This window comes from Sorangium sp. So ce124 (assembly GCF_051525235.1).
GTDB lineage: Bacteria > Myxococcota_A > Polyangia > Polyangiales > Polyangiaceae > Sorangium > Sorangium atrum.
The window spans coordinates 615,700-639,723 of sequence record NZ_CP150312.1 but is presented as its reverse complement, the minus strand read 5'-3'; the positions used below and the strand labels follow the sequence as shown (position 1 = coordinate 639,723).

The 24,024-nt window shown below is 68.3% G+C and carries 15 protein-coding genes and 5 tRNA genes; 1 reads left to right on the top strand and 19 read right to left on the bottom strand.

Annotated elements, in window-relative coordinates; genetic code table 11:
* Nucleotides 1-84: 84 nt before the first annotated feature.
* From panB to WMF19_RS02265, 18 genes are all read right to left on the bottom strand, one after another.
* Nucleotides 85-1,032, bottom strand: coding sequence for a 3-methyl-2-oxobutanoate hydroxymethyltransferase (gene panB, locus WMF19_RS02350; RefSeq protein ID WP_272097526.1), 948 nt, complete (start codon nucleotides 1,030-1,032; stop codon nucleotides 85-87).
* 246 nt (nucleotides 1,033-1,278) lie between these two features.
* Complete coding sequence (locus WMF19_RS02345; RefSeq protein ID WP_437897593.1) at nucleotides 1,279-1,908, bottom strand: GNAT family N-acetyltransferase; 630 nt, start codon at nucleotides 1,906-1,908, stop codon at nucleotides 1,279-1,281.
* A gap of 21 nt (nucleotides 1,909-1,929) precedes the next feature.
* Nucleotides 1,930-4,170 (bottom strand): HD domain-containing phosphohydrolase, encoded by a 2,241-nt coding sequence (locus WMF19_RS02340; protein WP_437897591.1) that lies wholly within the window; start codon nucleotides 4,168-4,170, stop codon nucleotides 1,930-1,932.
* Nucleotides 4,171-4,566: 396 nt separating this feature from the next.
* A complete protein-coding gene (gene rpoC / locus WMF19_RS02335) occupies nucleotides 4,567-8,850 on the bottom strand; it encodes a DNA-directed RNA polymerase subunit beta' (protein ID WP_437897589.1) in 4,284 nt (1,427 codons plus the stop codon).
* Nucleotides 8,851-8,991: 141 nt separating this feature from the next.
* A complete protein-coding gene (gene rpoB, locus WMF19_RS02330) occupies nucleotides 8,992-13,128 on the bottom strand; it encodes a DNA-directed RNA polymerase subunit beta (RefSeq protein WP_437327273.1) in 4,137 nt (1,378 codons plus the stop codon).
* Between the two features lie 366 nt (nucleotides 13,129-13,494).
* Nucleotides 13,495-13,884 carry a 50S ribosomal protein L7/L12 gene (gene rplL / locus WMF19_RS02325; protein ID WP_272097522.1) on the bottom strand — a complete coding sequence of 130 codons (390 nt, stop codon included), beginning with the start codon at nucleotides 13,882-13,884 and terminating at the stop codon, nucleotides 13,495-13,497.
* Nucleotides 13,885-13,982: 98 nt separating this feature from the next.
* Nucleotides 13,983-14,513: a 50S ribosomal protein L10 gene (gene rplJ, locus WMF19_RS02320; protein ID WP_012233043.1), complete on the bottom strand. Its 531-nt coding sequence runs from the start codon at nucleotides 14,511-14,513 to the stop codon at nucleotides 13,983-13,985.
* 3 nt (nucleotides 14,514-14,516) lie between these two features.
* A complete protein-coding gene (rplA, locus tag WMF19_RS02315) occupies nucleotides 14,517-15,227 on the bottom strand; it encodes a 50S ribosomal protein L1 (RefSeq protein ID WP_272097521.1) in 711 nt (236 codons plus the stop codon).
* Between the two features lie 139 nt (nucleotides 15,228-15,366).
* Complete coding sequence (rplK, locus tag WMF19_RS02310) at nucleotides 15,367-15,810, bottom strand: 50S ribosomal protein L11 (protein ID WP_272097520.1); 444 nt, start codon at nucleotides 15,808-15,810, stop codon at nucleotides 15,367-15,369.
* A gap of 116 nt (nucleotides 15,811-15,926) precedes the next feature.
* A complete protein-coding gene (gene nusG, locus WMF19_RS02305; RefSeq protein ID WP_012233040.1) occupies nucleotides 15,927-16,457 on the bottom strand; it encodes a transcription termination/antitermination protein NusG in 531 nt (176 codons plus the stop codon).
* A 30-nt stretch (nucleotides 16,458-16,487) separates the two neighbouring features.
* Complete coding sequence (secE, locus tag WMF19_RS02300) at nucleotides 16,488-17,117, bottom strand: preprotein translocase subunit SecE (RefSeq protein ID WP_437897585.1); 630 nt, start codon at nucleotides 17,115-17,117, stop codon at nucleotides 16,488-16,490.
* An 87-nt stretch (nucleotides 17,118-17,204) separates the two neighbouring features.
* A tRNA-Trp gene (locus WMF19_RS02295) sits at nucleotides 17,205-17,277 on the bottom strand.
* 29 nt (nucleotides 17,278-17,306) lie between these two features.
* Nucleotides 17,307-17,477 carry a 50S ribosomal protein L33 gene (rpmG, locus tag WMF19_RS02290; protein WP_012233038.1) on the bottom strand — a complete coding sequence of 57 codons (171 nt, stop codon included), beginning with the start codon at nucleotides 17,475-17,477 and terminating at the stop codon, nucleotides 17,307-17,309.
* 9 nt (nucleotides 17,478-17,486) lie between these two features.
* Nucleotides 17,487-18,677 (bottom strand): elongation factor Tu, encoded by a 1,191-nt coding sequence (gene tuf, locus WMF19_RS02285; protein WP_437327643.1) that lies wholly within the window; start codon nucleotides 18,675-18,677, stop codon nucleotides 17,487-17,489.
* Nucleotides 18,678-18,729: 52 nt separating this feature from the next.
* Nucleotides 18,730-18,805 (bottom strand) — tRNA-Thr (locus WMF19_RS02280).
* A gap of 16 nt (nucleotides 18,806-18,821) precedes the next feature.
* A tRNA-Gly gene (locus tag WMF19_RS02275) sits at nucleotides 18,822-18,894 on the bottom strand.
* A gap of 74 nt (nucleotides 18,895-18,968) precedes the next feature.
* Nucleotides 18,969-19,050 (bottom strand) — tRNA-Tyr (locus WMF19_RS02270).
* Between the two features lie 81 nt (nucleotides 19,051-19,131).
* Nucleotides 19,132-19,204: transfer RNA gene (locus WMF19_RS02265), tRNA-Thr, on the bottom strand.
* Nucleotides 19,205-19,927: 723 nt separating this feature from the next.
* Here WMF19_RS02265 and WMF19_RS02260 point away from each other — a divergent pair.
* A complete protein-coding gene (locus WMF19_RS02260) occupies nucleotides 19,928-21,739 on the top strand; it encodes a serine/threonine-protein kinase (RefSeq protein WP_437897582.1) in 1,812 nt (603 codons plus the stop codon).
* Nucleotides 21,740-22,534: 795 nt separating this feature from the next.
* Here the strand turns inward: WMF19_RS02260 and WMF19_RS02255 are convergent.
* The gene (locus tag WMF19_RS02255; protein WP_437897580.1) at nucleotides 22,535-24,022 is read right to left on the bottom strand and encodes an MXAN_5187 C-terminal domain-containing protein; all 1,488 of its coding nucleotides are present in this window, start codon (nucleotides 24,020-24,022) and stop codon (nucleotides 22,535-22,537) included.
* Nucleotides 24,023-24,024 lie beyond the last annotated feature (2 nt).

Genomic DNA, 24,024 nt, shown 5'->3' with positions numbered 1-24,024 from the left:
CGCGGAGCGCGCGCCTACCGGCGCGGAGCAGCCGGCGTCGAGTCGAGTCGAGTCAACCCACCGCACCGCGCCGCGCCGCCGCGCTCAGTGCGTCTGCCAGTGCGGGGGGATCTCGTCCGCCGGCGCGAACTCGGGCTTGGCCGGCGCGGCGGGCACGGTGGCGGCCCGGCGAGGCCCGTTCGGCTTGAAGCTGTGCTCTGCAGCGGGGAACGTGCGCGACTGCACCTCGTCCACGTAGGCGCGCGTCGCCTCCACGATCTGATCGCCGACCTCGGCGAAGCGCTTCGCGAACTTCGGCGTCAGCTCGCGGAACATCCCGAGCAGGTCGTAACAGACGAGCACCTGCCCGTCGCAGCCGGCCCCGGCGCCGATGCCGATCGTCGGGACGGAGACCGCGGCCGTCACCTCCTGCGCCAGATCCGGCGGGATGGCCTCGAGCACGATCGCGTAGGCGCCCGCCTCGTCGAGGATGCGCGCGTCGGCGATGAGGCGCTCGGCCGCCTCGTCGCCCTTGCCCTGCACCTTGAAGCCGCCCATCGCGTGCACCGACTGCGGCGTGAGCCCGAGGTGACCCATCACCGGGATGCCCGCGGCGACGATCCGGCGCACGTGCTCGGCGATCTCCTCGCCTCCCTCGAGCTTGATGCTCTCGAAGCTGCCCTCCTTCATCATGCGCCCGGCGTTCTCGAGCGCGTGCATCGGGGAGAGCTGGAAGCTCATGAACGGCATGTCGCCCACGACGTGGGCCCGCCGCGCGCCGCGCGCCACCGCGCGCCCGTGGTAACAGATCTCCTCGACCGTCACGGGGAGCGTCGTCGTGTGCCCCTGCACGACCATCCCCAGCGAGTCGCCGACGAGCAGCAGATCGGCGCCGCCCTCGTCGAGCAGCCGCGCCATCGTGAAGTCGTAGGCCGTCACCATCGCGATCGGCGAGACCCCTTTGCGGGACCGGATCTCGGGGACCGTGACCTTCGTCGAGCGCTGCGCTGGCCTGCGTGCGCTGCCGCCACCGTTGCCTTGCGGACCGTACATGTGCCTCCGGGTCGCGGCCGCACTCGCGGTCCACGCCTCGGGACAAGCTAGGGCGGTGCCCGCTGCGGGGCAAGACGCGGCGCGCGGCCGTCGCGGGCGGGCAAGCAGCAATCTTCAGCGTTCTCGCCTGGTTACCGACCGGTAGCCGGCCGCCGGCGGCGTGCGGCCCGGCCGCCGGCGGCGTGCGGCCCGGACGCCGCGCAGCGGGCCCTGCAGCGCGGCGGCGCGATCGCGGGAGCGGCCGGATCAACCGTGGCGCGGGCCGGCGCCGCGGACGGGGTGCGCCGTCCCCGTCGTCCGCGAGCCGCCCGGAGGCGCGGACCTCGGGTTGGTCAGCGCGGTCAGGACGTGATCGCGCCAGGCGCCATCGATGAACAGGTAATCGCGCGCGTACCCCTCGACGGCGAAGCCGAGGCGCCGGAGCAGCCGGCCGCTGCGCTCGTTGTGCGGCAGGTAGTTCGCCATCACCCGGTGGAAGCCCATCGTGTCGAACATGTACGCGATCCCCGCCTCGATCGCCTCGAACATCAGGCCCGAGCCCACGGCGCGCTGGTCGAGCGAGTAGCCGAGCGTCGCGGCCTGGAAGGCGCCGCGGACGAACTGCGTGAAGTTGCAGACCCCGATCACCTCGCCGCCGGGCGCGCCGCGCCACTGCAGCGCGAGCCGGAGCGCGCGATCCGCGGCGAAGTCCTCGTGGTCGCGGAGGAGGCGCTCGCGCCAGAACGCCTCGGTGTAGAAGCCCTCGGGGCGCGGCGGATCCCACCGCGCCAGGTGGTCGCGGTTGCGCTCGAAATAGGCGAGGTAGCGGCCAGCGAGCTCGACGGAAGGGATGAAGAGGCGCAGCCGCGGGGTCTCGATGCAGACGGGGCTCTTCAAGGGGCCTCCAGCGCGACGCGCCTAGGACAGGGTCCCTTCGTCGAGGCGGCGCATCCCTTCGAGCAGCAGCGCCTCCGGTGACGCCGTGATGCTGCGGGTGCTGGGCGAGAAGCTCGGGTCGAGGCGGAAGTCGCCCTCCCGGAGCGTGAGCATCCGGTAGAACGCGTCCTCGCCCTGCGCGCCGGCCCAGAGCGCATGGACGACCTGCCCGTCGGCGAAGTGGATCTCGCCGGCCATGGAGTTCGCCTGGATCTTGAGCGCGCACGTCTTCCGGCCGTGCCAGAGGATCTGGATCATGTCCGGCAGGCCCATCTCGGCGAGCGAGCCGGACACGCCGCGGGGCACGGCGGTCGTGGAGCGCCGCTCGATGAGCTGGCGGAGCTTGGCGGCCATGACGTCGGTCGACGCCGGCTTCGAGACGAAGTCGTCGACGCCGAGATCGAAGGCGCGCTGAGCGGTCTGCCGGTCCGTCTTCGCGGTGAGGATGACCCACGTCTTGTCGCGGCCGAAGCCGAGCTTCAGGGCGTCGGCGCGGAGCGCGAGGCCGGCGTCGGGCTCCTCGAGGTCGATCTCGCTGACGACCACCTCGATGTCCTTCGTCTCGAGCTCGCGGCGCGCCTGCGCCACGTTGCGCGCGATCGAGACCTCGAAGCCCTGCTCGAGCAGGCGCAGCTCGAGCACCGTCGTCTCCTCGGGATCCGGGTCGACGATGAGCGCCTGGTGCCGATCGGAGAGCAGCTTCGCGCGCATGTCGTCGCCGGTCATGACCTGGCGGAAGAGATCGACGATGTTCGGATCGAAGATGGTGGCGCGGTACTGGGCCAGCACGTCGCAGGCCTCCGGCGGGCGGAGCGCCTTGCGGTACGGGTTGCGCGGGTTCTGCGTGAGATCGGCGTAGGTGTCCGCGACCGCGAGGATGCGCGCGCCGAGCGGGATCTCCTTGCCCGACAGGCCGTCGGGGAAGCCGCTGCCGTCGTAGCGCTCGTACATCATGCTGATCGCCGAGACGACCTCCTGCGGCAGCCCCACCGACTCCATGAGGTGCGCCGGGAGATCGACGCTCTTCGTCGCGGCGAGCCGGTGCCCCTCGTACTCGGCGACGTTGAGCGCCGTGAGGTGGTACGGGCCGTTCTTGCCGAGGTCGTGCAGGTAGGCCGAGGCCACGTAGCTCGCGACCGTCGTCGGCGGCAGGCCGATGCGCTCGCAGAGCTTGCGCACGATGCGAGCGACCGTGGAGGAGTGGCCCCGGAGGTCCTGCCGCGCGTTCTCGAGCAGGCTCACGAGGACGTTGAGCGTCTCGACGTACGCGTGGGTCGTGGTCGGGTGCGCCGGCGGCGGGGGCGGCGCCACGGCGACCGGCGCGGAGATCGGGGCGGGAGCGACCTGCTGCTGCGGAGGCGGCGAAGGAGGCACAGGCGTGGGCGGCGGGCCGGCCGGGGCCACCCGGGGCGGCGCAGAGGGCGCCCGCATCACCGCGGGCACCTGCGGCGCCGTGACGAGCGCCGCCGGCACCGGCGCCGCCTGCGTGGGCGCCGCAGCGTGCGCCGGCTGCACGTGCATCGCCTGCGGGTGCATCGGCGCCGCCTGCGTGGGCGCCACGTGCGCCGGCGGCATGTGCATCGTCTGCCCGTGCGCCGGCAGCGGGACCGCCGCGGGCACGTGCGTCATCGACGCGCGCTCATGCGTGATCGAGGCGCGCTCGTGTGTCATCGACGCGCGCTCGAAGGGGTTATTGCTGTTGGTGTAGAGGATCTCGTCGAACGAGTTGACCGGGCGCAGCAGCGAGCTGAACGCGGTCGTGTCGCCCCGGTAGTGGTACGCGATGGCCGCGCGGACCGCCGCCGGCCTGGCGACGATGGCGCGTACGTCCCGCACGCCCGCGGCGAGCCGGATCTCGTGCAGCGCGACGTCGTTGTCGGGATCCGCAGTCGCGACCGACAGCGTCGTGTTCCGATCGTCGAGCAGGACCGGGAAGACGCCGTGCAACGTCGCGGTGATCGCCGAGACCTTGGCGAGCACGCGGGGCTCGATGATCGCCTTCGAGAGCTTCTCGGTCGAGACGAAGCGGGTGTTGTGGACGGTCGCGATGAACTTCAGGAGCTCGGCCTCGTTGACGATGTCGAGCTCGATGATGGCGTCCTCGATACGGCCGCGCGTACGCATCGCGTACTCCACCGCACGACGGTGATCGTCCGGGGTGATGCGCCCCTCGAGGACGAGGCGATCGGCAATCCGCTGGTTCAATCCTTGAACGGAAGCCATCGAAACCCTGATTCTACCCAGAAATTGGAGGTGGCGCGCCCAAGAACCCTCGCGGAACGGGAGCACGCGGGGAGAGCTGGCCAGCCGCTAGCGGCGTATACAGCCATGGGGTGCGCTCGAGGAATGAGAGCAGAGCTCGGCGCGGCGCGCGAGCCCCGTGAGCGTTCCAGCCGACGCCGGTTGGCTGGCGATGCCCGCTCGACCCGATACGCTGCGACGTGGAAGTGAAGACTGACCCCGGGTAGGCGCGCACGCCACGTCCCGCGCGGCTCGTCAGGTCGGTGAGCCTGGGGCGAAGCGGAAGACGCCCCCCGAAACGCCGCAAACGCGCTTCGGGAGACGGGCGGCGCGCCCGGGGTCGGGGTTGGATCCCGCCCTGGGCGCGCCGGCAGGAGATCACTCCTCGTTCACGGCCGTGAGCGTCTCCTCGGGACGCGGCCGCGGGGCGACGTACGGCGCTTGCGCCACCGGCTCGCCCTCGACCACGACCTGGAGGCGCTTGTAGGCGGGCAGCCCCGTCCCGGCCGGGATCAGGCGGCCCATGATGACGTTCTCCTTGAGACCGCGGAGATCGTCCGTCTTGCCGTTGATCGCGGCCTCGGTGAGCACCTTGGTCGTCTCCTGGAACGACGAGGCGCTGATGAACGACTCGGTCGACAGGCTGGCCTTGGTGATGCCGAGGAGGAGCGCCTCGGCGATGGCGGGCTTGCCGCCGCGCTCGAGCACCGTCTCGTTCTCCTTCTCGAAGATGTGCTTCTCGACCTGCTCGTCGACGAGGAAGTTCGTATCGCCGACCTCGCGCACGCGGACCCGCCGGAGCATCTGCCGGACGATGACCTCGATGTGCTTGTCGTTGATGCCGACGCCCTGGAGCCGGTAGACCTGCTGGATCTCGTTCACGAGCCAGGCCGACAGCTCCTTCTCGCCCTTCACCCGGAGGATGTCGTGCGGGTTCGGCGGGCCGTCCTGGAGCGGGTCGCCCGCGCGCACCCGGTCGCCCGGCTGCACCTGGATGTGCTTGCCCTTCGGGATCAGGTACTCGCGCGCCTGATCGCCGAGCGCGTGCCCGTCCGGCGAGTACGGCGTGATGATGACCTTCCGCTTGCCCTTCGTGTCCTTGCCGAACGTGACCTCGCCGTCGATCTCGCTGATGATCGCGTGATCCTTCGGCTTTCGGGCCTCGAACAGCTCGGCGACGCGGGGCAGACCGCCGGTGATGTCCTGCACCTTCGTCGTGTCGCGCGGGATCTTGGCGATGACCTCGCCGGCCTCGATGAGATCCCCCTCCTGCGCGACGATGTGGGCGCCGACAGGGAGCAGGTAGCGCGCCTCGAGCTCGCTGTTCGGGAGCTTCAGCGTCCTGCCCGACTCCGGGTCCTTCAGCGAGATGCGCGGGCGGACGTCGGCCGCCTTCGACTCGATGACGACCTTTCGCGAGAGGCCCGTCACCTCGTCGAGGCGATCCTGCACGCTGACGCCCTCGATGAGGTCGCCGAACTTCACAACGCCGGAGACCTCTGTGAGGATCGGCGTCGCGAACTGGTCCCACTCGGCGAGCAGCTCGCCGGGCTTGGTGCGCTCGCCGTCGGCCTTCTTGAGGATGGCGCCGTAGACGAGGCGGTTGTGCTCGCGCTCGCGCCCCGTCTCGTCGACGACCACGATCTCGCCGTGGCGGTTCATGACCACCATGGTGCCGTCCTTCTTCTTCTGGACGACCGCGCGGCGGAGGCGGACGGTGCCCTCGGTGCGGGCCTCGAGGTAGCTCGCCTCGATCTTGCCGCGCGCCGCGGTGCCGCCGATGTGGAAGGTGCGCATCGTGAGCTGCGTGCCCGGCTCGCCGATCGACTGGGCGGCGATGATGCCCACCGCCTCGCCGATGTTGACCCGGTAGCCGCGGGCGAGGTCGCGCCCGTAGCACAGCGCGCAGACCCCGCGGCGGAGCTGGCACGTGAGCACCGAGCGGATGACGACCTCCTCGATGCCGGCGTCCTCGATGGACCGCACCGCCTGCTCGTCGAGCTCGGTGTTCGCCGTGATGAGCACCTCGCCGGTGAGCGGGTCGACCACGTCCTCCAGCGCGACGCGGCCGAGGATGCGGTCGCCGAGCGGCTGGATGACCTCGCCGGCCTCCTCGAGCTTCGCCACGCGGATGCCGTCGAGCGTGCCGCAGTCGAACTCGGAGATGACCGCGTCCTGCGCCACGTCGACGAGACGCCGGGTGAGGTACCCCGAGTTCGCCGTCTTGAGCGCCGTGTCGGCGAGGCCCTTCCGGGCGCCGTGCGTCGAGATGAAGTACTGGAGCACGCTGAGACCCTCGCGGAAGTTCGCGGTGATCGGCGTCTCGATGATCTCGCCGGACGGCTTGGCCATCAGGCCGCGCATCGCGGCCAGCTGCCGGATCTGCTGCGTCGACCCGCGCGCGCCGGAGTCGGCCATGATGTAGATGGGGTTGAAGCTCGGCTCGATCGACTCCTTGCCGGTCTCGTGATCGACGACCGTCTCCTTGCCGATGCCGCCCATCATCTCGGTCGTGACCTGGTCGGCGATGCTCGCCCAGATATCGACGATCTTGTTGTACCGCTCGCCGTCGGTGATGAGCCCCTCCTGGTACTGCTCGACGACGCGCTCGACCTCCTTCTGCGCCTCGCCCAGGAGGACCTTCTTGGCCGCCGGGATCACCATGTGATCCATGCAGATCGAGATGCCCGCCCGCATCGCGTGGTCGAAGCCGAGCGTGCGGAGCCGGTCCGCGAGGAGGACGGTCTCCTTGTTGCGGTGGATGCGGTAGCAGACGTCGATGAGCGCCGAGAGCGCCTTCTTGTCGAGGGTCTTGTTCGCGTACTCGAACGCGACCCCCTTCGGGAGGACCTCGGAGATGATGACGCGGCCCACCGTGGTCTCGACGATGCGGCGCTTCACGTGGCCGAACTCGTCGAGCTGCGGGTTGCCGTCGTCGTCGATGATCGGAACGCGGACGCGGACGCCGGCGTGCAGCGCGACCTCGCCGTTGTCGTACGCCATCCGCACCTCCTCGGGGGAGGCGTAGATGCCCCGCAGGTAGCCCTGCGCCACGCCGTCCTCGCCGAAGGCGAGGGTGTCCGCGCGGTACGACCCCTTCTCGAACTTCCGCTCGCGGGTCGCGTAGTAGAGCCCGAGAACGATGTCCTGGGTCGGGTTGATGATCGGCTTGCCGCTCGCGGGCGAGAGGATGTTGTTCGTGCTCATCATGAGCACGCGCGCCTCCATCTGCGCCTCGACCGACAGCGGCACGTGGACCGCCATCTGGTCGCCGTCGAAGTCGGCGTTGAACGCCGCGCAGACCAGCGGGTGCAGCTGGATCGCCTTGCCCTCGATGAGGACCGGCTCGAACGCCTGGATGCCGAGGCGGTGGAGCGTCGGGGCGCGGTTCAGGAGCACCGGGTGCTCGCTGATGACCTCCTCGAGGATGTCCCAGACCTCCGGGCGCTCCTTCTCCACCATCTTCTTGGCGCTCTTGATGGTGTTGACGTAGCCGCGCTCTTCCAGCTTGTTGTAGATGAACGGCTTGAAGAGCTCGAGCGCCATCTTCTTGGGCAGACCGCACTGGTGCAGGCGCAGCGTCGGGCCCACGACGATGACCGAGCGGCCCGAGTAGTCGACGCGCTTGCCGAGCAGGTTCTGGCGGAACCGGCCCTGCTTGCCCTTCAGCATGTCGGAGAGCGACTTGAGCGGGCGCTTGTTCGGGCCGGTGATCGTCTTGCCGCGGCGGCCGTTGTCGAACAGCGCGTCGACCGCCTCCTGCAGCATCCGGCGCTCGTTCCGGATGATGATCTCCGGCGCGTTCAGCTCGAGGAGCCGCTTCAGGCGGTTGTTGCGGTTGATGACGCGGCGGTAGAGGTCGTTGAGATCGCTGGTCGCGAAGCGGCCGCCGTCCAGGGGGACGAGCGGGCGCAGATCCGGCGGGAGCACCGGGATCACGGTCAGCATCATCCACTCGGGCCGGTTGCCGCTCTCGCGGAACGCCTCGACGACCTTGAGCCGCTTCGCGAGCTTCTTCCGCTTGGCCTCGCTGGTCGCGGCGCGCATCTCCGTCCTGAGCAGCTCCGCCAGGCCGTGGACGTCGACCTGCTTGAGCATCTCGAGGATCGCCTCGCCGCCCATGCCGGCGCTGAACTTGTCGTCACCGTACTCGTCGAGGAGCTGCAGATACCGCTCCTCGCTCAGGAGATCGCCCCGCATGAGGCCAGTCTCCTTGGGATCGATGACGATGTACGCCTCGCAATAAAGCACCTTCTCCAGGTCCTTGAGCGTGATGTCGAGCATGTTGCCGATGCGCGACGGCAGGCTCTTCAGGAACCAGATGTGGGCGACCGGCGTGGCCAGCGAGATGTGCCCGAGCCGCTCGCGCCGGACCTTCGACTGGATGACCTCGACGCCGCACTTCTCGCACACGATCCCACGGTGCTTCATGCGCTTGTACTTGCCGCAGTTGCACTCGTAGTCCTTCACAGGCCCGAAGATCTTCGCGCAGAACAGACCATCGCGCTCCGGCTTGAACGTCCGGTAGTTGATGGTCTCCGGCTTCTTCACCTCGCCGTGCGACCACTCGCGGATCTTCTCCGGGCTCGCGAGCGAGATGCGGATGGCGCTGAACGACAGCGGGTCCTTGGGCTTCTCGAAGAAGCTGAAGATGTCACGCATGGAGACCTCCGGAGACAGAAACGAAACCGATGAACCTGTCCGCGCCCACTGCTTGAGCGCTCGGGAGCGCGCCGCCCGCGCGGCGCGCCTCCCCTGCCGTCACCGAAAAGGCGCGCGGCGCTCGTGACGTGACGAACTGCATCACTCCTCTTCCTCCGCGGCCGACGCCTCCACGCCCGCGCTCGTCTCGACCAGCTCGACGTTCAGGCACAGCGACTGGAGCTCCTTGATGAGCACGTTGAAGCTCTCCGGCAGCCCCGCCTCCAGGGTGTAGTCCCCCTTCACGATGGCCTCGTACATCCGGGTGCGGCCCATCACGTCGTCGCTCTTCACGGTGAGGAACTCCTGCAGCGCGTAGGCCGCGCCGTAGGCCTCCATCGCCCAGACCTCCATCTCGCCGAGCCGCTGCCCGCCGAACTGCGCCTTGCCGCCGAGGGGCTGCTGCGTGACGAGCGAGTACGGCCCGATCGAGCGAGCGTGGATCTTGTCGTCGACCAGGTGGTGGAGCTTCAGCATGTACATGATGCCCACCGTGACGTTCTGATCGAACGCGTCGCCCGTGCGCCCGTCGAACAGGATCGCCTGACCCGAGGTCGGGAGACCCGCGAGATCGAGGGCGCCCTTGATGTCCGACTCGTGCGCGCCGTCGAACACCGGCGATCCCATGAACACGCCCTCATCGACCGTCTTGACGAAGCGCTTGACGTCGCCGTCATCGAGGTTGTCGAAGAAGCCGTTCATCGTCTCGTCGCCCGCATAGATGGCCTTGAGGTGCTCCTTGATCTCGGCGCTCGCCCGCTGCTGCTCGATCATCCGCTGCAGCTGGTTGCCGAGCTCGAAGGCGCCCCACCCGAGGTGGATCTCGAGGATCTGACCGACGTTCATGCGGCTCGGCACGCCGAGCGGGTTCAGCACGAGATCGACCGGCCTGCCGTCCTGCAGATACGGCATGTCCTCCTCGGGGAGGATGCGGCTGATGACGCCCTTGTTGCCGTGGCGGCCCGCCATCTTGTCGCCGACCTGGAGCTTGCGCTTGATGGCGATATAGACCTTCACCATCTTGATGACGCCCGGCGGCAGCTCATCGCCCTTGGAGAGGCGATCGATCTTGTCGCGGAAGTGCTCCTCGCGCGTGCGGACGAGCTCCTCGAGATCGCGCAGGATCTGCTGGACCCGCTCGGCGTCGTCGACGGGGATCTCCCCCCAGTACTTGCGGGGGATCTCGGCGAGCGAGGGCTCGTCGATGATGGCGCCCTTCTGGAAGAGCACCTTGCCCTTGTCGTCGACGAGCTTGCCCGTCGTCTCCTTGCCGAGGAGGAGCTCGCGGATGCGGCGGAAGAACGAGTCGCGGAGGATCTTGATCTCCTCGTCGCGCGTCCGCTCGATCCTGGCCCGCTCCTGATCCTCGATGTCCCGCGCGCGGTCGTCCTTCTCCGTCCCCTTGCGCGAGAACACGCGGGCGTTGATGACGATCCCGCCGACGCCGGGCGGCACCTTGAGCGAGCTGTCGCGGACGTCGCCGGCCTTCTCACCGAAGATCGCCCGGAGCAGCTTCTCCTCGGGGGAGAGCTGGGTCTCGCCCTTCGGCGTGATCTTGCCGACAAGGATGTCGCCCGGCCGCACCTCGGCCCCGATGCGCACGATGCCGGAGTCGTCGAGGTCCTTGAGCGCCTCCTCGCCGACGTTCGGGATGTCGCGGGTAATCTCCTCCTTGCCGAGCTTCGTGTCGCGGGCGACGCACTCGAACTCCTCGATGTGGATCGAGGTGAACACGTCGTCCTTGGCGATGCGCTCGGAGACAAGGATCGAGTCCTCGAAGTTGTAGCCCTGCCACGGCATGAACGCGACGAGCACGTTCTGGCCGAGCGCGAGCTCGCCCATGTCCGTCGACGGGCCGTCGGCGAGCACGTCGCCCTTCTTCACCACCTCGCCCGTCCTGACGACCGGCTTCTGCGTGTAGCAGGTCGACTGGTTCGAGCGCTGGAACTTCATGAGGTGGTAGATATCGGGCACCTCGGCGCCCTCGCCCTCGGCGCGGACGACGATGCGCGTCGCGTCGACGCTCTCGACGACCCCGGGGCGCCGCGCGATGACGCAGACGCCGGAGTCGCGGGCGAGCCGCTCCTCCATGCCGGTGCCGACGAGGGGCGCGTGCGACTGCACGAGGGGCACGGCCTGACGCTGCATGTTGGCGCCCATGAGCGCGCGGTTCGCGTCGTCGTGCTCGAGGAACGGCACGAGCGCGGCGGCGACCGACACCATCTGGTTCGGCGCGACGTCCATCAGCTCGACCATCTCGGGCGTGACGATCTTGAACTCGCCGTTGTAGCGGGCCGAGACCAGCGACTCCTTGAAGCGACCGCCCTCGTCGAGGTTCACGGTCGCCTGCGCGATGTACTTGCCCTCCTCTTCGAGCGCGGAGAGCCAGATCACGTCCTCGGTCACCCGGCCGTTCTCGACCTTCCGGTACGGCGTCTCGACGAACCCGAACTCGTTCACGCGGGCGAAGGTCGACAGCGAGGCGATGAGGCCGATGTTCGGCCCTTCCGGCGTCTCGATCGGGCAGATACGGCCGTAGTGGGTCGCGTGGACGTCGCGCACCTCGAACCCGGCCCGCTCGCGGGTCAGGCCGCCCGGGCCGAGCGCCGAGAGGCGGCGCTTGTGGGTGACCTCCGAGAGCGGGTTGGTCTGGTCCATGAACTGCGAGAGCTGGGAGCTCCCGAAGTACTCCTTCACGACCGCGCTGACCGGCTTCGCGTTGATCAGATCGTGGGGCATGAGCGTGTCGATCTCCTGCGACATGCTCATGCGCTCCTTGATCGCGCGCTCCATGCGGACGAGGCCGATGCGGTACTGGTTCTCCATCAGCTCGCCGACCGCGCGCACGCGGCGGTTGCCGAGGTGGTCGATGTCGTCGACCGAGCCGCGCCCGTTCTTGAGCTCGATCAGGTGGCGCACGGTCTCCAGGATGTCCTGGGGCGTGAGCACCGTGAGATCGAGACCCGGCCGCTCGTCCTCGGGGACATCCCGGTAGAACTTGTAGTTCAGCTTCAGCCGGCCGACCTTCGACAGGTCATAGCGCTCGGCGTTGAAGAACAGGTTGTGGAACAGGGTCTTGGCGGTCTCGAGCGTCGGCGGATCGCCCGGCCGCAGCCGCCGGTAGATCTCCAGGATCGAGTCCTCCATCGTCTTCACCTTGTCGGTGAGCAGCGTGTCGCGGAGGTACGAGCCGACGTTCAGGCCGTCGATGAAGAGGATGCGGAACTGCTCGATGTTCGCGTCGCGCAGCCGCTCGAGCTTCGCCTCGGTGAGCTCCTCGTTCACCTCGACCACGACCTCGCCGGTCTCCGGGTCGACGATGTCGTGCGCCGCGACCTTCCCGACGAGCTCCTCCGGCTCGAGGCTGAGCCGCTCGAGCTTCGCCTCCTTCATCTTCCGGATGGCAGCGCGGGTGAACTTGGTGTTCTTCTTGACGATGACGTCGTTGCCGATCTTGATGTCGCGCGTCGTCCGCTGACCGGCGAGGAGATCGTACTCGATGCTCTTCGCGTACTTCCCACCCTTCTCGAGGTACACGGTCTCGGTCGAGTAGAAGTAGTTCAGCAGGTCCTGGGTCGAGTACCCGAGCGCGCGCAGGAGCACCGTGGCGTGCATCTTCCGCCGCCGATCGATGCGAACATAGATGATGTCCTTCGGGTCGAACTCGAAGTCGAGCCACGAGCCGCGGTACGGGATCACGCGCGCGGAGTAGAGCAGCTTGCCGCTGGAGTGCGTCTTGCCCTTGTCGTGATCGAAGAAGACGCCGGGGCTCCGGTGCAGCTGGCTGACGACGACGCGCTCGGTGCCGTTGATGATGAACGTGCCCGTCTCGGTCATCAGCGGGAGCTCGCCGAAGTAGACCTCCTGCTCCTTGATGTCGCGCACGATCCGCTCCCCGCCGTCGCGGGTGTCGTAGATCATCAGCTGGTTCGTGACCTTGATCGGCGCCGAGTAGGTCATGCCGCGCTGGCGGCACTCATCGACGTCGTACTTCGGCGGCTCGAGGTTGTACGAGACGAAGACGAGCTCGCTCGTGCCGTTGAAGTCTTTGATCGGGAAGACCGAGCGGAACACCGCCTGCAGCCCGACCTCCTCCCGCTCGTTCGGCGGAACGCTCATCTGGAGGAATTTGTCGTAGCTCGACTTCTGGATGTCGATCAGGTTGGGGACGTCGATGATGCGACGAACGCGACCCAGGTTCTTACGGACGCGGAAGTTGGATTGGACGACCGACGGCATCGATTTCCTCCGGCTCACACGAGCCGTGCGGGGCGGGCGCACGGCTCGAACCGAGCAACGAACACGAAGCTACGCACGAATGGCGAGCGAGCGTCCCCAGGGAATGAGGACCCAAAACATCTTGGCTGTGGGGGCAGAGCGGACCGCGTGGCGACCCATTGAGCTCCGACGTTGGCCGAGGACCCGCACCCGCGGTCCTCTTCAGAGTTGACCGAGGACCCGTACTCGCGGTCCTCTTCAGCGTTGCGCGAGGGCCCGCATCCGCGGTCCCGTTCATCAGACAAAAGCGGGACGTGCGGCAGGGACGACCGCCCCTGCCGCCGTCCGCCGGCGGATCCCGATTTCCCTAGCAGGGAGCGGTGATCGTTACTTGAGCTCGACGGTAGCACCTGCCTCGACGAGCTTCTTCTTCATCTCCTCCGCGTCCGCCTTGGAAACCTGCTCCTTGACGGTCTTCGGCGCGGCCTCGACCAGGTCCTTCGCCTCCTTCAGGCCCAGACCGGTGATCTCGCGGATCGCCTTGATGACGCCGATCTTGTTGCTGCCGGCGTTCGCAAGGATGACGTCGAACTCGGTCTGCTCCGGGGCCTTCTCGGCCGGAGCGGCGCCGGCCGCGGGGCCGGCGGCGACGGCCACGGCCGCGGGGGCAGCCTTGACGCCCCACTTGTTCTCGAGGTCCTTGATGAGCTCGGCGATCTGGATGACAGGGAGGTTGGAGAGGTAATCGACGACCTGCTCGCGCGTGATCTCAGCCATTGCAAGACTCCTTCAAACTCTTCTGCGCGCCCCGGGGAGGGGGCCATGTAAACCAAAACCAGACGGGCGCAAGGCCCAATTGATACGAAAGCACCCTCTCAGGCCTGCTTGCCCGCTTCCTCTTCCTTCGCCTTCAAGAGATAAGCGAAATTCTGGAGAGGCGCGTTGAGCTGCTGCACGAACTGCTGGAGCGGCGCCTGCAGCGTCGCGAGCAGCGTGGCACGAAGCTCATCCTTGCCGGGCATCGTCGCGAGCTGCGTCTCGACGGCGTCGCCCGAGAGGATCTGCCCCTCGATGAGCCCCGCCTTGATCTGCAGCTTCTGGTTGTCCTTGCGGAACGCCTTGACGACCTTGGCTGCCGCGCTCGGATCCTCGTAGCTCCAGGCCACGCCGGTCATGCCGGTCAGGCTCTTCGAGAGGGTCTTCGCCCAGGGGTGCTCCTTGATGGCGTGGCGGACGAGCGTGTTCTTCACGACCCGGTACTCCACGCCGGACTTCCGGAACTCATCGCGAAGCTTGGTGACCGCCTCGACGTTCATCCCCTTGAAGTCCAGGAAGACCGCGGAAGACATCCGCTCGAACTTCTGCCGGACGGAGCCGATCAGCACTTCCTTCTGGGACCGTTCCATGGGCTACGCCTCCTCCGTCTTGCCGATGAAGTGGACCGGGTCGATACGAACCCCGGGGCCCATCGTGGAAGACAGCGTGATGCTCCGGAGGTAGATGCCCTTGGCCGTCGCCGGCTTGGCCCGGACGAGCGCCTGGATCAGCGCGTCCGCGTTCACGTGGAGCGCGTTCTCCGCGAAGGAGACCTTGCCGATCCGCGCGTGCACGATGCCCGCCTTCTCGACGCGGTACTCCACCTTGCCGGCCTTCGCCTCCGAGACGGCCGTCTTCACGTCGAACGTCACGGTCCCGACCTTCGGGTTCGGCATCAGGCCGCGCGGACCGAGGATACGGCCGAGCTTGCCCACCAGACCCATCATGTCGGGCGTGGCGATCACGCGATCGAAGTCCATGAAGCCTTCCTGGACCTTGTTCACGAGATCTGCCTCGCCGACGAAGTCGGCGCCGGCCGCCTCGGCCTCCTTGGCCTTCTCACCCTTGGCGAAGACCAGGACCCGGAGCGACTGCCCCGTCCCGTGCGGCAGCACGACGGCGCCGCGGACCATCTGGTCTGCGTGCCGCGGGTTGACGCCCAGCCGGACCGCGAGGTCCACCGTCTCGTCGAACTTGGCGGGCGCCGCTTGCTTCACGAGCGCGCACGCCTCCTGCAATGTGTACTTTCGCGCGCGGTCGACGACTGCCCGCGCAGCGACTTTCTTCTTGGCGACTTTCGGCACATGCCCTCCTTCTTAACGGCTCTCGCCTCCCACGGTGCGCCTAAACTACCGTGGTAAGTCTTGCTTCTGGCCCGCCGGGCGCCCCTCGGAGCGCCAGCGCGGCGGGGGCGCATCCCCGACGGCGGGGAGCGCGACCACCTCAGTCGACGACGTCGATGCCCATCGAGCGCGCCGTGCCCGCCATGCTGCGCATCGCGGACTCGAGGTTGGTCGTGTTCATGTCCTGCATCTTGAGCTGGGCAAGCTCCTGCAGCTGCTTCTGCGTGACCTTGCCCACCTTGACCTTGTTGGGCTCCTTGGAGCCCGCGCCCGGCTTCTTCTTCGTCTCGAGCCCCGCCGCCTTCTTGAGGAGCACGGAGGCCGGCGGCGTCTTCATGATGAACGTGAACGAGCGGTCCGAGTAGACCGTGATCACCACCGGGATGATCATGTCCCCCTGCGCCGCCGTCCGCGAGTTGAAGTCCTTGCAGAACGCCATGATGTTGACGCCGTGCTGGCCGAGCGCCGGACCGACGGGGGGCGACGGGTTGGCCTTGCCCGCCGGAAGCTGCAGCTTCACGTACCCTGTGACTTTCTTCGCCATGATGAATCTCGCACCCTATCGAACCGCCGCCCGACGGGCGGTCTACTATTCAGAGAAACAGCGAAGCACCGCGGAGGCGCGGTGCTCGCCCGCAGGTTTGCAGCCGTCCGTTCCGGCTAGCGCTTCTCCACGGCTGAGAAGTCGAGCTCCACGCTGGTGGGTCGGCCGAAGATGCTGACCTTCACCTTGAGCTTCTGCTTGTCCATCTTCACGTCGTCGACCGTGCCGGTGAAGTTCGCGAAGGCGCCATCGAGGACCCGCACCTCCTCACCCACCTCGAACGTGAGCCGCGGCTTCGGCTTGACCGCCCCTTCGACGATCCCCCGCCGGAGATTGTCGATCTGAACGATCGGGACCTCCTGCGGCGTCTGGTTGCCGATGAAGCCGGTGACCTTGGGGGTGTCCTTGACCAGGTGCCAGACCTGCTCGTTCATCTCCATCTCCACGAAGATGTAGCCGGGCAGGCTGAGCTTCTGACGCACGCGGGTCTTACCGCCGGGACGGTTCTCCGTGACCGTCTCGCTCGGGATGAGGATCTCGCCGAATCGATCTTCCAGGCTGTACTGCTTCACGCGCTGCTGGAGCGCGTCGCGCACCTTCGCCTCGTATCCCGAGTAGGTATGGATGACGTACCACTTCTTGGCCATGGCGCTTGATTCCCTCAGGATCTCCCTGCTTCAGCTTCCATCGCCGTAAACGATGTTGGTCACGAATGCCCAGAAGCGGTCGAGCAGCGCCAGGTAGAGGGTCGCCACGGTGGTCGTCGCGATGACGACGAACGTCGCATTCGTCACCTCTTTCTTGGTCGGCCACTTCACCTTCGCCAGCTCGGCGGCGACCTCGTCGCTCCAGGCGCGGAGCTCGGCGTTGCGGAACGCGCGCAACACGACGACCAGCGCGACGACGCCGCCGGCGATCATGCCGTACGTCGTCTTGTCGTCGTCACCCACCGCGGAGAGCGCCGGAAGCGTCCGGCTGAACCAGTCCTTGTTGGCCAGGGTCGCCCAGACGCCATGGACGACCTTGCCAAGCAGGTAGGCGAGCAGCATCCCCGCGGCGAAGAAGCCGGCGAGCACATAGCGCTCCGAGCCGAGCTGAGCAGCCGCGACCTCTCCGTCCTCGGCCTCATCGGCCTCGTTCGACTCATCGGCCCGCGGCGCCTCGGCGTCCTTCGCGTCAGCAGCCCCCGTCCTCTCGCTCTGCGCCACGAGGGACGAGTCCTCGGCGGGCGAGCTCGGTCCGGATTCTTCCGGCTCCTCGTCCTCCGCGACCTTCGGCGGCTGCTTGTCTTTTTGACCCTTCGCCATAACAACACCAAACGCGCCGACCCGCGGCAGACAGAGGCCTGCTCGGTGGGGATCCAAGGGCGGCCATGAGGCACCCACATCCCCCGGCAGGGGCAGAGAGGCTCGAACTCCCGACCTGCGGATTTGGAATCCGCTGCTCTACCAACTGAGCTATACCCCTAGAATCGCTGCGCCTTCCTGAGCACCCGTTCACTTCGTCTCGTCGTGAACCGTGTGCTTCTTGCACTGCTTGCAGAACTTCTTGAGCGACACCACCTGGTCCGGCGCCTTCGTGGTCTTGTAGTTCCGCGACTTGCACTCGCGGCAGGCCAGTGAGACGGCGATGCGCGCCGCACGCCACCCACCGGCCTGCTCGCCCACGTCGGCCTCCTACGCGAGGATCTTGGTGACGACGCCGGCGCCCACCGTCTTGCCGCCCTCGCGGATGGCGAAGCGCATCTGCTCCTCCAGCGCGACCGGCGCGATGAGCTCGATCGTCATCGTGATGTTGTCGCCCGGCATCACCATCTTCACCCCCTCGGGGAGGTTCACCGTGCCGGTCACGTCCGTCGTCCGGATGTAGAACTGCGGCCGGTAGTTGGTGAAGAACGGCGTGTGGCGCCCGCCCTCCTCCTTCTTGAGGACGTACACCTCACCGGTGAACTTCGTGTGCGGCGTGATCGACCCAGGCTTCGCCAGCACCTGGCCGCGCTCGATCTCTTCCTTCTCCACGCCGCGGAGCAGACACCCGACGTTGTCGCCCGCCTGCCCCTGATCGAGCAGCTTGCGGAACATCTCGACGCCGGTCACGACCGACTTCTTCGTGTCCTTGAAGCCGATGATCTGCACCTCGTCGCCGACCTTGATGATGCCGCGCTCGATGCGGCCCGTGGCCACCGTGCCGCGGCCCTTGATCGAGAACACGTCCTCGATGGCCATCAGGAACGGCTTGTCGATGTCGCGCACCGGCTCGGGGATGTAGCTGTCCAGCGCGCTGAGCAGCTGCTGGATCGTCTCCTCCCACTTCGGGTCGCCCTGCAGGGCGGGCAGCGACGCGCCACGGACCACCGGCGCGTTGTCGCCGTCGAACTTGTACTTCGACAGCAGCTCGCGGACCTCCATCTCGACCAGGTCGAGCATCTCCGGGTCGTCCACCGCGTCGCACTTGTTGAGGAACACGACGATGTGGTTCAGGCCGACCTGCCGGGCGAGCAGCACGTGCTCGCGCGTCTGCGGCATCACGCTGTCGAGCGACGACACGACGAGGATCGCCCCGTCCATCTGCGCCGCGCCGGTGATCATGTTCTTGATGTAGTCGGCGTGCCCGGGGCAGTCGACGTGCGCGTAGTGGCGGTTCGCCGACTCGTACTCGACGTGCGCCGCCGCGATGGTCACCGTCTTGGTCTCGTCACGGACCGTCCCGCCCTTCGCGATGTCGGCGTACGAGATCGCCTTCGCCAGGTTGCGCTTCGACTGCACCTTGACGAGCGCCGCCGTGAGCGTGGTCTTGCCGTGGTCGATGTGGCCGATGGTGCCCACGTTCACGTGCGGCTTCGTACGAGTGAATTTCTCCTTGGCCATCGAGATGTCTCCTGCCGAAATGAAGTTCGCGACTGCGTTTCGCTGTCCTCGCTGGAGCCCACCATCGGGATTGAACCGACGACCTCGTCCTTACCAAGGACGTGCTCTGCCAACTGAGCTAGGTGGGCAAACGACCGACCACGGAGCGGGCGACCGGGTTCGAACCGGCGACGTTCAGCTTGGAAGGCTGACGCTCTACCAACTGAGCTACGCCCGCGGGCTTCCGTCGGGAGTGACCCCAGCGGATCTGTATCCTGGTCGGACCGCCTTCGGAGCGTAAAGACGCCCCGGTGGAGGGTGATGGATTCGAACCATCGTAGGCATTGCCGGCAGATTTACAGTCTGCTCCCTTTGGCCGCTCGGGCAACCCTCCAGATTTTCTCTATTTATTAGATTTTGCCGTCTTTGTCTCTGCCGCGACCTCCCGAACCATCGACCTGTTGCCTTGCATCGGAGCTGACGAGGGGACTTGAACCCCTAACCCCCTGCTTACAAGGCAGGTGCTCTACCGATTGAGCTACGCCAGCGGCATCCACCCGCTGCCCGTCCCCGGGCTCCGGGAAACGTGCGTGCTGACCTAGCGAAATGTCCCAAGACCGATCACTTCTGTGCGAGCAATCAACTCCCGGCCCTGCTGGACCGCCACCTGCACGGTTCGGAGTGCCCCGACCGGGCTGGACCGCAGCGAGGTGAAGCAGTTGGTGCCGCTCACGTCGCTCCGAAGGTAGACGAGTCCCGCGAAGGGAGGAGGCTCTTAGCCCCCTGCAAGAGACGTGTCAAGCGGTGTGCATCGTTTTCGTCCGTTTCGCTGGAATCGGCTTCGAGAGCGCGGGGCTGGCCGCGCCGTCGAGGTGGGCGGTCCAGAGCACCGGCGTCCTCCGGCGGCGCCGATCTCGCTCGAGCGCTCCCGGTTTTCAAGTGCGGACGTCGAGGAGCACGCTCCCGCGGCGCGCGGAGCGCAGCGGCGCGGCCCGCGCGGGGTCGCCCGGGCAGCGTTCCCCACGCCGAACGCCACGCGCAGCGACGACGCGGCGCGGGCGAGCAGCTGCGTGAGCGCGAACGCAAGCGAACGAGGACGACGACGACGACGAGGAAGCGCGCTGGCGGCGGCTCGGGCCGGCGAGAGGTCCCTTGCGCTCCGCTCGCGGCTGCTGCGATCCTGCCCGGCGCACGTTCGCTCGGGCGCGCCGCGGAGCGGCCCGAGGCGACGATCGCGTTCCGTCACGCTTCGGGGGTAGAGGTTCGATCGCATGGAATGTCCCGCTTGCCATCAGCCAAACATCGATGGGGCGCGCTTCTGCGCCACGTGCGGCGCGCTCCTCCCTGTCGCGCCGGTGGAGGCAGACCCGCTCATCGGCGCGATCGTCGGCGGCCGGTTCCGCATCATCGGCGTGCTCGGCGAGGGCGGGATGGGCCGCGTCTACAACGGCGAGCAGCCGATGGGGACGTCGGTGCGGAAGGTCGCCATCAAGACGCTCCTCTCGCAGCACGCGAAGGATCCGCAGGTGGTCGCGCGCTTCATGCGGGAGTGCGGCACGGTCAGCGAGCTCGAGCACCCGAACACCATCAAGGTCTACGACTTCGGGCAGACGAACACCGGGGAGCTCTACATCGCGATGGAGCTCCTCAACGGACAGTCGCTGGAGACGGCGCTCGAGCGGGGCGGCGCGCTCTCTCCAGAGCGTGTCGATCGCATCATCGCGCAGACGTGCGGGTCGCTCCAGGAGGCCCACGAGAAGGGGATCGTCCACCGCGACCTGAAGCCCGCCAACATCTTCTTGACCAAGCGCGCCGGCGAGGAGGACTACGTCAAGGTCCTCGACTTCGGCATCGCGAAGCGCGACGAGCGCAGCGCCAAGGCCGAGCAGAAGCTGACCCAGCAGGGGACGGTGCTCGGGACCCCGCCGTACATGAGCCCCGAGCAGTTCACGGGGACCGAGCTTGACGCGCGGAGCGACATCTACTCGCTCGGCGTGCTGACCTACGAGATGCTCACCGGGCGCCTGCCGTTCGACGCCGACACGCCATGGGCGTGGGCGACGCAGCACATGACGGCGCAGCCGTTCCCGTTCGAGGCGGTGCCGATGGGCGCCGCGGCCCCGCCGAAGATGAAGGCGGCCGTCATGAGGGCCCTCAGCAAGAGGCGCGAGGACCGGCAGCAGTCGGCGCGGGAGTTCTACGAGGATCTCACGATCGGCGCGGGCGCCCGCCTCTCGGTGCTCGCGGCGGCGCCCCGCACGCTCGTCGGGAGCGACGCGCCGACCAGCGGGACGGCGCTCATGCCGTCGCGCTCGGGTCAGACGCAGCTCGGGGAGCCGCTGTTCGTCGCGGGGCCGCCCACGGGATCGGGACCGGTGAGGACCGTCGTCAACCATCAGGCCCATCAGGCCCATCAGGCCGCGACGGTCATGGATCAGGCTGTCGTCCCGGCGCACCCGGCCGTGCCCACGGGCAGCGGCCAGGTGTTCCCCGCGCCGCCGCCGGCCCCGCAGAAGAGCAAGGCAGCTCCGATCCTCGCCGCGGTCGCGGCCGTCGCGGTGCTCGGCGTCGTGGGCGTCGTCATGATGACGAAGGGGAGCGGCGGGAGCACGACCGAGGAGAGCACGTCGACCGCGATCCCGCTGCCCACGGGCGCGCCGTCGGTCACCGTGGCGTCGGATCCCGTGGGCACGCCCACGAGCACGCCCACCACCACCCCGGAGCCTACGCCGCCCGAGCCCAACGGCCCGGACAAGACGGCTCCCGACACCCCGAAGCACACGTCGACCCCGACGACCCCGGCCGCGACCACCGGGCCCAAGGCCCCGCCGCCTGGCAACGAGAAGGCGGAGCAGGAGTGCAGGGCCGCGATCAACCTGGCGAACGGCGGCAACACGGATCTCGCGGTGAAGCGCTTCGCGGCCTGCGATGGCCCCAAGAAGGCCGAGGCGAGAGCCGCTATCAGCGGTAGCGCCAAGCGCGCGGTCGCGTCCAAGGGGTGCGCGGCGAAGTCCCACGCCTTGGCCGCCGCGCGGATCGGGGCAGGCGAGGCGATGTCCCAGCTGCCAGCGCAATGTCGGTGAAGGACGTGGGCCGGATCGAGCACAACGCCCAGAGGGTCCGGGCTGTTCCAGGCTTGCCTTGACGCCCGATTTTGAGCGGTGCTAGATCCTGCCCCGACAGTTCTGAAAGTTCAGTGCACGCCGCGCCCTGGCTTTGCTTGGTCGGCGCTTGACTTTGGAACATGGGGGAGAAGGTCGCTCACGGGAAATGGGCAGTAAGATTCGTTTGGTCGCGCCTCGAATGAGCTGGCGCGACATATGTCGATCTGAACAGTTCGCTGGGCGATGGATCGCCCTTGACAATGTTAGATACGTTCAAGGCGGTTCCCAGCCGGCCGAAGCCGACGTTGTGGACGCCGACGATGACCTGGCCGACTTATGCGCGAGGATGCGCGAGGCCGACCGCACGGCGTGTGCGATCCTCTTCGTCGAGGACGACGCCGGAGTACCTGCGCGGGTCCAGCGGCTGCCGCAGCTTTGGCGCCGCGTCGCACATCACTGATCCGCCGGAACATCCTCATCCGCCCAGCCCAACCGTCTGACGCGGCGAGCGCCCTCGGGAACGTCTCAGCCAGAGCGGGGCGCGGTTTCGTGAGATACGGGCTCAGCCGTTAGGCAGGCGAGCGAGGCGTACGAAAGTACGCCGCAGCGAGCCGAACCACGCGGATGAGCCCGTAGCGCACGAAGATGCATCCCGCTCTAACCGAGCTTGGCTCGGAGAGCTCATGCTCCTGGCGCTTGCCGCGCCGAACGCTGCTCGCGCGTCGATCGCTGCCTTGGGATGTCGCGTCCGCGCTGCTGCCAGCCGATCTCAGGCTACTTGAGGATCGGCTTCAGCAGGGTCTTGCCGTCCTTGACGACGACATCGTAGTCGACGGACTTGGCCGGGTTCGTCGCACGCAGCTTCGCGGCCTGCGCGCGGAGGCTCTCGGCCAAGCGCTCGTAGGTGACGCCGGCCGTCGACTCACGCGCGGCGCGCTTCGTCTCGACATACTTCGCGTAGATCTGACGCAGCCGCTGCTCCGGGAGCTCGTCGTCGCGCGCGGCAGATCGCTGCGGGGGCGGCCCGGGTCGCGCGCGCACCGCGGTGTCGAGGCCGGCGCGCGCGGCCTCCGGGGGGCGCGACGGCGTCCGCGGCGCCGGGCTCCGAGCGCCGCTCGCCGCGCCGGCCTCCGCGGCAGGCGGCGCGGTGGAGCGACGGCGCCGGGCCGACGGCGGGCGCTCCGAGTGCAGGCGCTCCTGCCGCCTCGCTCCCGCGCCCTTCGCCTCGCCCGTCGCGGCAGCGACCGCTGAGGCTTCGGCCGGAGGGCCGGGAGAAGGCTTGACGGGAACCGGGGGCGGCGGTCGCTTCGGAGCGGGCGGAGGCTCGGGCGCGACGTCTGTCAATGCGTCCGGAGGTCCGGCCGCGGCCTTCGCCGCGTCGCCGGTCTTGGTGCGCTGAGCGCGCATCTCCGCCGCGAGCTCGGCGAGCCGCTGGCGGCTGTTCCCGCCCGCCGCGGGCTGGGCCTTCTCGACGGCAGGGCGCGCCGAGGTCTTCGCGCCCGCCAGCGAGGCCTCGACCGGCTTCGCCTCTGCCGGCTTGATCTCCGCCGGCTTCTGCTGCGGCCTGGTCAGACCGAGCCCCCGGGGCAGCCCTCCGAGCGGAGCGGGCTTCACGGCCGCGGCGGCCTGCGGCATGGCAGGCGGCGCGAGCGCGGGGCGCACCGGCGAGCTGGCGGGCGCCGCGCTCGCCGCCTCCGGCGCGGTCAGCGGCGCGACCGCGGCGCGAGGCGCGGCCTCCTCGGCGGCCAGCGCGGCCAGCGATCGCTTCCCCAAGAGCGACGCGGCGGGCAAAGGAGGGGGCGCCAGCGTGACCGCCTCGTCGTCGACGTCGATCTCGTCGTGATCGCCGCCGTCATCGGCGCGGTGGACCGGCTCGCGCGCCGTCTCCTGCTGCTCGGCGAGCTCCGCGTAGCGCTCCGCCCGCTTGCGGCCGACGATCGTGAGCGCCTCCTTCGCGCCGACCCGCTTCGCTGCGCGGATGACGTCGCGGCGGTACGTGCCGTTCTCGATCTCGCGCGAGATGCGGCCCCAGTACTGCTGGAACGTGTTGTAGCGCTGGATGAGCATCTGGAACTTGAACCGGAGCCCGGTGTTCCTGATCTGCTCCCGCCGCATCACCCAGATGCGACGCTCGACGTCCTTGCGCGGGATGAGCGGCTCCAGCCGCTCGATCCCCATGAAATACTGCTCGTAGAGCGCGCGCAGCCGCTCGATGCGCGTCTCCAGCTCCTCGAGCTCCCGCTCGACCTCACCCGATTCCATCG

Bases quoted from the DNA above. Each gene is read 5' to 3' on its own strand.
- WMF19_RS02260 (WP_437897582.1), top strand. From the start codon at position 19,928: ATGGAATGTCCCGCTTGCCATCAGCCAAACATCGATGGGGCGCGCTTC.
- rplJ (WP_012233043.1), bottom strand. From the start codon at position 14,513: ATGGAACGGTCCCAGAAGGAAGTGCTGATCGGCTCCGTCCGGCAGAAG.
- secE (WP_437897585.1), bottom strand. From the start codon at position 17,117: ATGGCGAAGGGTCAAAAAGACAAGCAGCCGCCGAAGGTCGCGGAGGAC.
- rplL (WP_272097522.1), bottom strand. From the start codon at position 13,884: ATGGCTGAGATCACGCGCGAGCAGGTCGTCGATTACCTCTCCAACCTC.
- rplK (WP_272097520.1), bottom strand. From the start codon at position 15,810: ATGGCGAAGAAAGTCACAGGGTACGTGAAGCTGCAGCTTCCGGCGGGC.
- WMF19_RS02255 (WP_437897580.1), bottom strand. From the start codon at position 24,022: ATGGAATCGGGTGAGGTCGAGCGGGAGCTCGAGGAGCTGGAGACGCGC.
- WMF19_RS02340 (WP_437897591.1), bottom strand. From the start codon at position 4,170: ATGGCTTCCGTTCAAGGATTGAACCAGCGGATTGCCGATCGCCTCGTC.
- rpoB (WP_437327273.1), bottom strand. From the start codon at position 13,128: ATGCCGTCGGTCGTCCAATCCAACTTCCGCGTCCGTAAGAACCTGGGT.
- rpoC (WP_437897589.1), bottom strand. From the start codon at position 8,850: ATGCGTGACATCTTCAGCTTCTTCGAGAAGCCCAAGGACCCGCTGTCG.
- nusG (WP_012233040.1), bottom strand. From the start codon at position 16,457: ATGGCCAAGAAGTGGTACGTCATCCATACCTACTCGGGATACGAGGCG.
- panB (WP_272097526.1), bottom strand. From the start codon at position 1,032: ATGTACGGTCCGCAAGGCAACGGTGGCGGCAGCGCACGCAGGCCAGCG.
- tuf (WP_437327643.1), bottom strand. From the start codon at position 18,677: ATGGCCAAGGAGAAATTCACTCGTACGAAGCCGCACGTGAACGTGGGC.